The 11,971-nt window shown below is 61.7% G+C and carries 12 protein-coding genes; 6 read left to right on the top strand and 6 right to left on the bottom strand.

All coding sequences use genetic code 11. The features are described from left to right. Window positions 1–56: 56 nt before the first annotated feature. The gene (locus tag WIF35_RS04680; protein WP_412480406.1) at window positions 57–2,372 is read right to left on the bottom strand and encodes a Tex family protein; all 2,316 of its coding nucleotides are present in this window, start codon (window positions 2,370–2,372) and stop codon (window positions 57–59) included. 114 nt (window positions 2,373–2,486) lie between these two features. Here WIF35_RS04680 and fliW point away from each other — a divergent pair, with 114 nt between their 5' ends. Continuing rightward, complete coding sequence (gene fliW / locus WIF35_RS04675) at window positions 2,487–2,930, top strand: flagellar assembly protein FliW (RefSeq protein ID WP_412480405.1); 444 nt, start codon at window positions 2,487–2,489, stop codon at window positions 2,928–2,930. Between the two features lie 50 nt (window positions 2,931–2,980). Here fliW and WIF35_RS04670 read toward each other — a convergent pair whose 3' ends face one another. Further along, window positions 2,981–3,502 carry a gamma carbonic anhydrase family protein gene (locus WIF35_RS04670; protein ID WP_412480404.1) on the bottom strand — a complete coding sequence of 174 codons (522 nt, stop codon included), beginning with the start codon at window positions 3,500–3,502 and terminating at the stop codon, window positions 2,981–2,983. A gap of 125 nt (window positions 3,503–3,627) precedes the next feature. On the opposite strand from WIF35_RS04670, the gene WIF35_RS04665 reads away from it, so the two are divergent. Then, window positions 3,628–4,062, top strand: a complete 435-nt coding sequence (locus WIF35_RS04665; RefSeq protein ID WP_412480403.1) for a hypothetical protein — start codon at window positions 3,628–3,630, stop codon at window positions 4,060–4,062. A 19-nt stretch (window positions 4,063–4,081) separates the two neighbouring features. Here the strand turns inward: WIF35_RS04665 and WIF35_RS04660 are convergent, their stop codons facing one another. Further along, on the bottom strand, window positions 4,082–5,323 hold the full coding sequence (locus WIF35_RS04660; protein WP_412480402.1) for a dicarboxylate/amino acid:cation symporter: 1,242 nt from the start codon (window positions 5,321–5,323) through the stop codon (window positions 4,082–4,084). Window positions 5,324–5,407: 84 nt separating this feature from the next. Between WIF35_RS04660 and WIF35_RS04655 the strand changes: the two genes are divergently transcribed. After that, on the top strand, window positions 5,408–5,761 hold the full coding sequence (locus WIF35_RS04655) for a nucleotide pyrophosphohydrolase (protein ID WP_412480401.1): 354 nt from the start codon (window positions 5,408–5,410) through the stop codon (window positions 5,759–5,761). Here the strand turns inward: WIF35_RS04655 and WIF35_RS04650 are convergent. The 3 genes from WIF35_RS04650 to WIF35_RS04640 form a co-directional block, all read right to left on the bottom strand. Next, entirely contained in the window at window positions 5,756–7,366 is a 1,611-nt protein-coding gene (locus WIF35_RS04650) for a mechanosensitive ion channel family protein (protein ID WP_412480400.1), read from the bottom strand. The genes WIF35_RS04655 and WIF35_RS04650 overlap by 6 nt on opposite strands. Window positions 7,367–7,457: 91 nt before the next feature. Continuing rightward, window positions 7,458–8,303 (bottom strand): 23S rRNA (adenine(2030)-N(6))-methyltransferase RlmJ, encoded by an 846-nt coding sequence (locus WIF35_RS04645; RefSeq protein ID WP_412480399.1) that lies wholly within the window; start codon window positions 8,301–8,303, stop codon window positions 7,458–7,460. 8 nt (window positions 8,304–8,311) lie between these two features. After that, window positions 8,312–9,838 (bottom strand): hypothetical protein, encoded by a 1,527-nt coding sequence (locus WIF35_RS04640; protein ID WP_412480398.1) that lies wholly within the window; start codon window positions 9,836–9,838, stop codon window positions 8,312–8,314. Between the two features lie 91 nt (window positions 9,839–9,929). Here WIF35_RS04640 and WIF35_RS04635 point away from each other — a divergent pair, with 91 nt between their 5' ends. The 3 genes from WIF35_RS04635 to WIF35_RS04625 all read left to right on the top strand — a co-directional run bounded on the left by WIF35_RS04635 (window position 9,930) and on the right by WIF35_RS04625 (window position 11,933). Beyond that, window positions 9,930–10,271 carry a DUF3301 domain-containing protein gene (locus WIF35_RS04635; RefSeq protein WP_412480397.1) on the top strand — a complete coding sequence of 114 codons (342 nt, stop codon included), beginning with the start codon at window positions 9,930–9,932 and terminating at the stop codon, window positions 10,269–10,271. Continuing rightward, the gene (locus tag WIF35_RS04630; protein WP_412480396.1) at window positions 10,255–11,103 is read left to right on the top strand and encodes a D-hexose-6-phosphate mutarotase; all 849 of its coding nucleotides are present in this window, start codon (window positions 10,255–10,257) and stop codon (window positions 11,101–11,103) included. The genes WIF35_RS04635 and WIF35_RS04630 overlap by 17 nt, the downstream gene beginning before the upstream one ends. Window positions 11,104–11,204: 101 nt before the next feature. Continuing rightward, window positions 11,205–11,933, top strand: a complete 729-nt coding sequence (locus WIF35_RS04625; RefSeq protein WP_412480395.1) for a DUF2189 domain-containing protein — start codon at window positions 11,205–11,207, stop codon at window positions 11,931–11,933. The last annotated feature ends 38 nt before the right edge of the window (window positions 11,934–11,971 follow it).

Here is an 11,971-nt window from a genome sequence, read left to right as displayed (position 1 = left end):
GGCTTCCGACGACACATCGTCGGAAGCCATTTTTTGGCGAGCGCTGGGCGGAGGGGTTACTTGCGCAGCTTGGCGAAGGCGGCTGCCATCGCGTTATTGGCCGGGGCCGGCGCATTATGGCGGGCTTGCTGGCGGGAGAGGGGGGCGCCGCGCTGTTGGCCGGCTTCGGCGCTACGGCCCTTGCCCGGCTCGTCGCTCATGCGCATGGTCAGCGAAATGCGCTGACGCGGCAGGTCGACTTCCAGCACCTTGACCTTGACCACCTGGCCCGCCTTGACCACATCGTGCGGGTCCTTGACGAAGGTGTTGGATAGGGCGGAAACGTGTACCAGGCCGTCCTGATGGACGCCGATGTCGACGAAAGCGCCGAAGGCGGCAACGTTGGTGACAACACCTTCGAGGATCATGCCGGGTTGCAGGTCCTTCACTTCGGTGACGCCGTCGGCGAAGGTGGCGGTCTTGAACTCGGGTCGCGGGTCGCGGCCGGGCTTTTCCAGTTCCTTCAGGATGTCCTGCACGGTCGGCAGGCCGAAGCGCTCATCGGTGTATTTGCTGGCGTTGACGGCCTTCAGCGTGCGCCCGTCGCCGAGGATTTCCTTGATCGGCTTTTTGAGGTCAATGAGGATCTTCTCGACCACCGGGTAGGCTTCCGGGTGCACCGAGGAGGCGTCGAGCGGGTTGTCGCCGTTGGGTACGCGCAGAAAGCCGGCGGCCTGTTCGAAGGTCTTGTCGCCGAGACGCGGCACTTTCTTGAGGTCGTCGCGGCTGCGGAAAGCGCCGTTGGCATCGCGGTAATTGACGATATTGGCGGCCAACCCGGCGTTGAGGCCGGATATGCGGGTGAGCAGCGGCACTGAGGCGGTATTCACATCGACGCCGACGGCGTTCACGCAATCCTCGACCACCGCATCCAGCGAGCGGGCCAGCTTGGTTTGAGAAACGTCGTGCTGGTACTGGCCGACACCAATGGATTTCGGCTCGATCTTGACCAGTTCGGCCAGCGGGTCCTGCAGGCGGCGGGCAATCGAGACTGCGCCGCGTAGCGAAACGTCCAGTTCCGGGAATTCCTTGGCGGCGAGTTCGGAGGCCGAATAGACCGAAGCGCCGGCTTCCGAGACGACGATCTTTTGCAGGCGGGCTTCCGGGTACTTCTTCATCACATCCTGCACCAGCTTGTCGGTTTCGCGGCTGGCCGTGCCGTTGCCGATGGCGACCAGTGAAACGCCGTGCTGGCTGGCCAGGCGGGCGATGCTGTGGATGGAGCCGGCCCAGTCGCAACGCGGCTCGTGCGGATAGATGGTTTCGGTGGCGAGCAGCTTGCCGGTGGCGTCGACGACGGCAATCTTGCAGCCGGTGCGGATGCCGGGGTCGATGCCCATGGTGACATGCTGACCGGCGGGGGCAGCGAGCAGCAGGTCTTTCAGGTTGCGGCCGAAGACGCGGATGGCTTCTTCCTCGGCGCGTTCGCGCAACTCGTTCATCAGTTCGAGTTCGAGGTGGGTGTAGACCTTCACCTTCCAGGTCCAACGCACGGTGTCCTGCAACCACTTGTCGGCCGGGCGGCCCTGCGCCTTGATGCCGAACTTGTTGGCGATGCGCATTTCGCAGGGGTTGGGGCCAGGCTTGAGGTTTTCTTCGTCAAGTTCGGAATCGAGCACCAGCGTTACCGACAGCACGCCTTCGTTGCGGCCGCGCAGGAGGGCCAGGGCGCGGTGCGAGGGCATGTCGGCGATGGCTTCGGCGAAGTCGAACCAGTCACGGAATTTCGCGCCTTCGGTTTCCTTGCCTTCGACGACCTGGGAGCGGACCAGGCCATGCTCGTTCAGGTATTCGCGCAAGCTGCGCAGCAGGTCGGCGTCTTCGGCGAACTTTTCCATCAGGATCTGGCGTGCGCCGTCGAGTACGGCCTTGGTGTCGGCGAAGCCGGCCTCGGCATTGATGTATTTTTCGGCTTCTTCGTCCGGCGTCAGTTCGGGGTTTTCCAGCAAGGCCAGGGCCAGCGGCTCGATGCCGGCTTCGCGGGCGATCTGGGCCTTGGTGCGGCGCTTCTGCTTATAGGGCAGGTAGAGGTCTTCCAATCGCTGCTTGGTGTCGGCGTCCTCGATTTCGGCTTTCAGTTCCGGCGTCAGCTTGCCTTGTTCTTCGATGCTGGCGAGGATGGCGATGCGCCGGTCTTCCAGTTCGCGCAGGTAGCCGAGGCGCTCTTCCAGCGTACGCAACTGCGTGTCGTCCAGGCCACCCGTGACTTCCTTGCGGTAGCGGGCGATGAAGGGCACTGTCGCGCCTTCGTCGAGCAGGGCGATGGCAGCGTTGACCTGCGCGGGACGGACGTTGAGTTCGATGGCGATGCGGTGTTCGATTGGTGCGAGCATGAATGCGACGGACAGCTAAAAAAGGGCGTGAACTATGCGCAATCCGGCTGGAAATTACAACCAGCCATGGTGTAGGATGCTTGGCAAACTTATTCCATGCGAGAGGAGCGATTGATGAAGTTCGACACATACCTGTTCGGGAGCATTGAAGTTAGCCCTGAGAAAATTATTAATTTCCCGAAAGGCCTGGTCGGCTTCGAGCAATGCACTCGCTTCATCTTGGCGCACGAGGAAGTCGGCGATCAGCCGGCCAGCTACACGTTGCAGTCGCTGGATGAGCCTGCCTTGGCATTGCAGATCGTCGATCCGGCAACCTTGGGCTTCAACTACGAGCTGAATCTGACCGAGGACGAGAATGCGCTGCTCGGTGCGCCGTCGTTGCAGGATGTGGTGGTGATGCAGGTGTTGTTCAAGCAGGAAGAGGGCGGCAAGGTTACGATCACCCCCAGCCTGCGCGCACCGCTGGTGATCAACACCAAGGAGCGTGTCGGTCTGCAGAAGGTCATGGAGAACCTGCGTTCGAACATCGTTTTGTCGAACCTCTCCAGTCCGGTCTGATCGCTAGGGTTCGTCAAACGAGAAGCGGGGTTGCGGCCCCGCTTTTGCGTTTACAGCGCTTGTAGTTTGTCGCGGTAGCGTGCCGCGTTGGCGACGTAGTGCTCGGCCGATTTCTTGAGCTTGGCGACATCCTCGTCGGATAGCTCGCGCACCACCTTGCCCGGCGAGCCGACGATCAGTACCTTGTCGGGAAAGACCTTGCCTTCGGGAATCAACGTGTTGGCCCCGACGATGCAGCCCTTGCCGATGACGGCGCGGTTGAGGATGACTGAGCCGATGCCGATCAGGCTACCGTCGCCGACGGTGCAGCCGTGCAGCATGACGAGATGGCCGACGGTGACGTCGTTGCCGATGTGCATGGGCACGCCTTCGTCGGTGTGGAGCACCGAGCCGTCCTGGATGTTGGTGTTGTCGCCGATGTGGATCGGGTCATTGTCGCCGCGCAGGGTGGCGTTCCACCAGATTGAGCTGTTCTTGCCCAGGCGGACGTCGCCGATCACGGTGGCGTTGGGGGCGATCCAGGCGTTGTCGCCGACTTGCGGGGTTTTGTCGCCGAGTTTGAAGAGAGGCATGAGCTTTCCTTGCGATTTTGGTTTTTGCCTATTTTGGCATGTGCACCGCAGCAGTGATAGCGGTGATAGTCTTGCGGCTGGCCGGGTAGCAAAGCGGGGCGATCGGGTCGCAAGGAAGGTGTTCCATGAAACTTCGTCGAATCAAGTCGTGGCAATGGGTGCTTATCGTGCTGGCGCTGCTGGTGGCACTCGATTGGGTCATACGTCGCCCGGATGCGCGCTCGCGCGAGTTGAACGCCATTCTCGCCAAGGAAGCCAGCCCGAAGCTGCGGGATTATCCCTATCAATTCGAGGTGCTGCGGGTCGAAGGCAAGACGGCCGTGATGTCCACGCCGCGCAACTTCGATGTGCCGGCATTCCGCATGCTCGGCGCGCTCTACCCGAACATCAACGTGAAAGACGCAAACAACCCGGAATTCGTCGCCGTCGAGCATCTGCTTGGCCAAGTGCAGGACGAGGCACGGCATATCGTCCTGGCGCAGCCGGGGATTGCCGAGGTGCGTTGGGAACTGGACAAGACCTGGCTGCGTCGGCACGGCATCGAAGTGCCGGACAGGTAAACCGGGCTCGCCTGATTCTCTAGTGTTTGCCTGGCTGGCTGGCGTACTTCTGCACGATCAGGCTGCCCACCATGTCGCCTTCGACATTGACCATCGTACGCGTGGTGTCGAGTAAACGATCGATCGGAAGCAGGATGGCGATGGCAGCAGTCGGGAGACCGACTGATTCGAGCACCAGCACCATGCTCAACATGCCGACGCTGGGGATGCCCGGCGCACCGATGGCGCCCAGCATGGCGACAAAGAAAATCACCATCTGGCTGGCGATGTCGAGTTCGATACCAGCCAGCCGTGCCACGAACAGTGCTGCCGCCGCTTCGTAAAGCGCCGTGCCGTCCATGTTCACGGTAGCGCCAAGTGGCACGACGAAGCTGGCGATGTCTTTCTTCACATGCAGATGTTGCTCGGTGCAGCGTAGCGTGATCGGCAGCGTGGCGGCGCTGGAACTGGTGACGAAGGCAGTGAGCAGCGCCTCGCGCGCCCCCTTCAGGAAACGGAGGGGCGAAACGCCGGTGAGTAGCCACAGGATGCCGGGCAACACGATCAAGCCGTGAAACAGCGTGGTGCCGGTGACGACGGCAATGAAATGCCCGAGGCTGCCAAGCAACCGCGCATCCTGCGTGGCGACCAGTTGCAGCAGCAGGGCGGCGAGGCCGAACGGGGCGAGATGCATGATCCAGCCGACGATGGTCAGGCAGAGTTCCTGCAATTCTTCGATTAGGGTGCGGATGTTCTTGTAGCGCTCGCCGCCGACGACCAGCGCGATGCCGAGAAAAAGCGCGATCATCACGATGGCCAGGATATCGCCCTGGGCCAGCGCCTTGAACGGGTTCTGGAAGAGGCCGCGCATGAATTGCGCAATGTACTCGGGCAGCGGCATCTGCCGCGCCTGATAGTTGGCCGTGGCCTCGGCGAACATCTCCAGGTGCAGCCCTTCGCCAGGTCGGAAGAGATGTGCTGCGCCGAAGCCGATGACGATGGCGATGCCCATGGTGGCGGCAAAGAAGAGCAGCGTCGTCACCCAGACACGGTGCATCTGTTGGTGCGCCCGCAGGTTGGCGACGCCGGTGACGATGGAGGCAAAGACCAGTGGCACGAGCACCATGCGCAGCAGGTCGAGAAAGAGATTGCCGACCAGCTTGGCCCCGTACAGCGTGTTTTGCCCCAACGGCGTGGCGGTCTGGCCGGTGAGCCACCACCCCCCGGCGAGGCCGAGCAGGCAGCCGATCAGGATACGGGTGTTGAGCGAGCGTGCGTTCATGGGACTGACATGAATTCGGGAGGGGAGATTTTAGCCGCCCGGCGCGTATGGCATCATCGATATTTTGCTGATTACTATTTCACCATGGGCGAATTCGAAGCCTTGACCGCCGAAGTACGCGCCTTTCGCGATGCGCGCGATTGGCGCCAATTTCACTCGCTGCGTAACCTGATCGTTTCGCTCAACCTCGAAGCGGCAGAATTACTGGAACTGACGCAGTGGAAAACCGATGCCGAGATCGATGCACTGCCGGCCGATGCCAAAACCGCCGAAGAGTTGCGCGACGAATGCGCCGACATCCTGCTGCTCCTGCTGCTGGTGGCCGACAAGGCAGGCATCGACCTGCCACAGGCGGCTTGGGCCAAGCTGGTCAAGAACAACGAGAAATACCCGGTCGACAAAGCCTACGGCTCGCGGGCGAAATACACCGATTTATGACTTTTCCGGCGGTTCAGCCGGCGTGCGGTACCAATCCTTGGTCAATACCAGCTTGGCATCCTCAGGGTCGGCCATGTAATGCGGCGACATGATCTGAACGCCGTGGGTGTTGAACACGTCCTGGATGTTGGCGTGCAGCGTGCTGAGAACTTCGGCACGTGGGCGCGGTTCGGTCGGTACCGCCTGGGCGACCAGACGATATTCCGGGTAGTAATCCGACAGGGCCGTCTGGAACACCCGTGGGGGTGGCTCGACCAGGATGCCGGGCGTACGTCGGGCGGCCTCGATGAGCATGGCCTCGACCTGCCGCCAGGGCGTGTCATAGCCAATCGTCACCACCGTATCGACGATGTAGCCGGGGCCATGGACGGCCCGCGAGTAGTTTTTGGTTACGCTGGAGGTGATCATCGAGTTGGGCAGGGTGAGTTCCTCCCCAAGTCCCGTGCGAATGCGCGTGGTAAATAAACCCATGTCGACGACTGTTCCCTCGTGTTCTCCGATCCGGACATATTCGCCGACACGCAGGGTGCCCGTGTAAGTCAGCACTAGACCGGCCGTTCCTTGACCGATAATGCTTGATGCACCCAGCGAAAGCATCAGCCCAAGCAGTACCGATAAGCCTTTGAATGCTTCGGTTTGCGCTCCAGGCAGGTAAGGGTAGGCCATGGCCAATGCAAAGAGCCAGATGGCGATACTGATGAGTCGGCGCGAGGTTGGTACGGTTTCCGTGCGCAACCATGGATGATCTGGTTGAGCGAGAGTTAGCCGGTGCAGTATCTGGCCAGCGAAACTGATGCATAGGCGGGCCAGCAGGAAAATGGCGATGGCAATCCCCAAGTCTGGAATGGCGCCGACGATGCTCTCCATAATCTCGCTGGCAATCCCCAGCAAATAACCGTTCAGGCGCTCCCCCCAGCTACGCGTATAGGGAAAACTGCTCAAAACGAAGCTGAGCCACTGATACAGTAATAGTGCAGCCAGGCCTAGTGCCAGTATCCGCAACGACTGGCTCAGGCCACTTAACAAGGTATGGGTGTCGAGTAGTGGCGTATTGCCGACTCGGAGGGAGGCTGCCTTGCGGCTGGCAAGACGGAGAAGATAGGTGGTCGCTTTGCTGCGGATACGATGGATCAACCAAAGCAAGAGCAGCACGACTGCGCTGGCCAATACGGCTTTCCCGGCGGATTTGAGCATCCGTTCCGGATTGCGCAATTCCCGGGTTTCCTCGACTGCACGCTGTAGATTGCCAGCGGCACGCTGCGCGACGGATTCGGAATTTTCATGGAGCAGAGGGTCGGCATCAGAGGAGGTAATGACGAAGGCCAAACGATGGCCGAGCATGACCAGTTGTCCTTCCGGGCTTGGTTTGACCTGAATTTCCAGATCCGCTCCATCGTTCAATGCCTCTTCAATCACCATGCGGGCGCGCGAGGCGCGGAAGGCGGGCTTGGCCCCGAGGAACTCGCTACGAAAGGTGATGATGGAGCGATTGAAGACCGTCAGTGTGGCTTCGTCGACGGATGCATCTCTGGCCAGCGCTAGCGACCAGCAAACCGACAACAGAAGTGCGATAACGAATGAAAGTAGGCGTGGCCGGGCGATCATGGGAGTCTCCGCGAGTCGAACTCAGGATATTTCCGGGCGGTACAACTTCGCAGAATTGTACCTTTAGCCAACGGCCACGTTAGCGCATAGATTATGCGCTCTGACTTTCGATCGTATATTTCGCGCCAGCCCCCTGGGCGAGCAGTTCGGTCAGCCTGGGCAGGGTTTCGTGCAGTGTCTTTTCCAGCGTCCACGGCGGATTGATGATGAACATGCCGCTGCCGTGCATGCCGAAGCCATCCTTGGCGGGCGCTTTGACTTCCAGCGTCGCGTGCAGCCAATCCTTGGCGCCCAGCGCCTTCAGACGGTCGGGCAACTGGTGGGATTCGAGCTTGGCCAGCATGGGGTACCACAGCGCATAGGTACCGGTTGCGAAGCGCTTGAGCGCCTCCTGCAAACCTTTGACCACCGCGCCGTAATCCGCCTTGGTTTCGTACGAAGGGTCGATCAGCACCAAGCCGCGTCGCGGCGGGGGCGGCAGCACGGCCTTGAGGCCGGTGAAACCGTCGCCAACCGTGATGTTGACCTGGCGGCCGGCGCCCTTGAAGCATTCGATCAACAGCTTGCTGTCGGTGCTGTGCATCTCGAACAGGCGCAGACGGTCACCATCGCGCAGCAGTTTTTGTGCAAGCCAGGGTGAGCCGGGGTAATGCCGCAGCTTGCCGTCCGGGTTGAGCATTTTTACCGTTTCGACGTAGTCCACCGCAGCAGTGGGCAGATTCGGTTCGTTCCACAGGCGGCCGATGCCGTCGATGTATTCACCGAGCTTCCTGGCGTGCTCTGACTCCAGTGCGTAGCGCCCGGCGCCGGCATGGGTGTCGACGATCCAGAAGGGCGCGGGCTTTTCAGCCAGATAGAGCCCGATCTGGATCAGGATGAGGTGTTTCAGCACGTCGGCGTGGTTGCCGGCGTGATAGGCATGGCGGTAGCTGAGCATTCAGGGAATCAGAGAGGCGACAGTTCGAGGGCATAGAATTCTAGCCCGTCGTTGGCTTCCATGCATTTCCCGATGCGATGTTCCACGTTGCGCCCTGGCATGCGCAGCGTCACCAAGTCGCCGCTGCTGACCACGCCAGGCGGTACGATCAGCCCAGGATAGCGGCCGTAGGCGGGCAGGCTGTGCATGAAGATCACGCGCGGCCCGGTGGTGTTGTCGATGGCGAGTTCGGCGATGCTGACCTGCGGCGACATCAGTTGCAGGCCGAGTTCGAGACGATTGTTGGTCGAGGTGATGCGACGCACCAGGCAGACATGCACCTTGCTCGATTCGCGCGGTTGCAGGGCAACCACGTCGCCGACGCCGATCTGCCACTTTTCGCCCTTGATGAAGCGTAAGCGGAAACCGTCCGGGCTTTCGTCGATCATGGCCCATTCGCTGGAAGCGAAATCGCGTGCATCCTGGCGCCCGAAAGCGTCGAGCGAGCGGCGCGAGAAGGCGCGGCCGTCGAGGAAGGCGACGACCTGGGCCAGTCCGCCGATGACATCGCCGCGGGGACGGAACTTCGTCCGGCTGAAACGGCGCGAGCCCTTGCCGGCAATCGCCGTGCGCAAGGCTTGCAGGATGGCCGGCGAAACGCGCAGGTCAGGCTCGATGCCCTTGCCCGGCACGCGCGAGATGTTGCGGTCCAGGGCCGCCAGCACCTGCGTGCAATCGACGACCAGGCAACCGAAGATCGAACTGCCCGGTGCGATGCGGCTCAGGGGCGAGCCGGGCGAACCCTCGTCCGGGCGAACCAGGAAGCAGCTCTCGCTCTGGCGCGTATTCAGGGTATCAGGGGTGACTTCGGAGATTACCGCATAGGCAGCAAGCTGCCGAGTGCAGGAGAGCAGTTCGTCCAGTTCGCTGCGATGCAGCTTATTTGGCTCGATATAGGCGAAGAGCAGGGCCTCGATGTATTCGTGCTCGATCGGTGCCGTTTCGCCGTTGAGCGGCATGGTCAGCGGGTCGCAGCCCATGCGGTAGAGGTCGTGCAGCATCTGCCAAGAGGTCGCCGAGGGCATCGCGTAAGCACGATAGGCTAGGCGCTGGCGCCGGGCGACGAGGGCCATGGCGCGCTGGATCGCGCGATGAAATAGGTGGCTCAAGCCCTGGTGTTGTTGATGCTTGGCGATGTTGCGGGCGAGGTTGGCGTAGGCGTGCGCCATGCCCTTGATCAGGTTGTCGGCGTGCAACGCGGACGTCGTGGCAGCCAGCGGCAGGGGGAGAACTGCCTGTGAGACGTAGGCTTCCAATACCGGCAAGGTTGATTCGGCGACATGGCGGATATCTTCCAGCAGCTTGAAGCGCATGTGCAGGTTGCTCTGCCCGGCAGCGGCCGGCAGAACGCTGCTGGTCAGGCGGACGACGACTTCCTGCGGAGGCAGTCCGGCGGTTGCTTCCAGCAGGCTGTGCACGTTGGCTGCAGCCTTGTCTTCGGTATGGCCGTTGGTGAAAGGCAGCAGGTCGCGGAACAGTTGCAGCGGAGAGTTCATATGTCGAACGGGTAATGGCGCGCAGCCCGATTATCTCCCATCTCGACGTCATTTTCTGTGAGTTATTACCGCTTTTTCGTATACTCGGCCGATGGATCTGCTCGAATTGCTCTTCCTTCTCCTCCTCGGCGGCCTGGTCTGGTTCTGGCTGGACGGCCTGAAAGCCCGGGAAATCGGCATCGAGGCGGCGCGTGCCGCCTGTGCGGAGGAAGGGCTACAACTGCTTGATGAAACGGTGGTCGGACGCTCGACCCGGCCGGCGCGCGACGATGCGGGCCGGCTTGTCCTGCGCCGCGTCTTCGCCTTCGAGTACAGCGATACCGGCGACAACCGGCGCAGCGGCAGCGTCAGCCTGCTTGGCCACGATGTCGAACTGCTGCATGTCCGGCCCAATCTTTACGTGATTCCGAAAGCTCATGAAACCTTACATTGAAACCATCGATTTCCACGGCACCGAAGCTTTGCGCCTGCACGGCCCGAAGGGCTGTTCGGCCGTCATCAGCCGACTTGGCGGGCAGGTACTGTCCTGGGTGACGCCGGATGGGCGCGAACGCCTTTTCCTCTCGGACAAGGCCGTGTTCGATGGCAGCAAGCCGATCCGCGGCGGCGTTCCCGTCTGTTTCCCGCAATTCGCCGAGCAGGGCGGCCTGCCGCGCCACGGCTTCCTGCGGACCCGGCGCTGGGAAGTGGCGGCGCAACGCAGTGGCGACGACTATGCGCTGGTCACCATGGAAACCAGCGACGATGAAGCGACGCGCCAACTCTGGCCGCACGCCTTTCGCGTCGAATTGACACTGATGCTCGAGACCGATCGCATCGACCTCGAACTGTGCGTGGCCAATACCGGCGAGTCCGAGTTCGACTTCACCGGCGCACTGCATACCTACCTGCGCACCATCCAGGTCGAGGATGTGGCCCTGGAAGGCCTTTACGGCTACAACTATTGCGATGTGACGAAGGGCCGGCAGGTCGTGCGCGAAACCGGTACTCACCTGAGTGTCGAGCAGGAAGTCGATCGCATCTACCGCGATGTCGGCCGCCCGCAACTGCTGCAGGCGGGCAACCTGAGCTTGGGCATCCAGAGCCAGGGCTTTCCCGATGTCGTCGTGTGGAATCCGTGGGTCGAGCAATGTGCGGCACTGCCCGACATGCCGGCGGACGGCTGGCGCCACATGCTGTGCGTCGAAGCGGCCGTGGCTACCGAAGCAGTGACTGTCGAGCCGGGCGACGAGTGGTACGGTCGGCAGACGCTGGTGGCCGTCTAGGCGCTGCCTCGATTGGCTGCACCGATTTGATTTCGGTTAGGGCATCGAACGCGAATTCTCTTTAGCCTGTCGGCATTGCTGATAGCCACAGAGGAAGATCGATGCCCATCCAGCCGCTCAGCCTGGACAGCCTGTTCGATGCGCTCGCCGCAGGTTGGCGCATGGTGCAGCAAACCTTGGCCATCAGCCTGGCCTACGCCGCGATCTTCGTCATCGGCGGCGCCATTATTTTCTCCTTGCTGCTGACTCAGGGCTGGACGCCTTTTGCTCCCGCCGCAGCCGGGGCCTTCATGCTGCTCGGGCCGGTGATCCTGGCCGGCTTTTTCGGTATTGCCAAGGCAAACGAGGCCGGCGAGCCTGTGGGCCTGGCGGCGATAGCTAGCGGTTTTTCCGCAGCGAGCCGGTCGCTCTGGGCGCTGGGGCTGGTATGCGGCTTGTTGTTCATGATTTTCGTGACCGATGCGGCCATCCTTTACGCCTATATGCTGGGCGGTACGCCGATCTGGTTCGGCGAGTTGCTCTCGGCAGGCGGTGGCATCTCGCACTTCGTGCTGTGGTCGTCGGTCTCCGGCGCCTTCATTGCCCTCCTGCTCTATGTGGTTTCGGCGTTTGCGGTACCGTTGTTGTGCGAACGGCGGGCGGGCTTGGTGCAGGCCGTTGTGGTGAGCGTGCGTGTGGTGTTCGGCAATTTCCTCGTGGTCATGGTCTGGGCCTTTCTGCTCGCCGCCCTGATGATCGGCAGCATCCTGCTCTTGCCCTTGCTTCTGTGGACCTTGCCCTGGTTGGCCTACGCCAGCCGATTTTTGTATCGTGCGGCGCTGCCGGAGTGAGCGCCAAAGGGATTCGGTTTTTGCCCGATTTTGCCAGT

Origin of the sequence: Azonexus sp. IMCC34839 (assembly GCF_047047955.1) — a bacterium.
Classification (GTDB): Bacteria; Pseudomonadota; Gammaproteobacteria; order Burkholderiales; family Rhodocyclaceae; genus Azonexus.
This window is presented reverse-complemented; position numbering and strand designations above follow the sequence as displayed.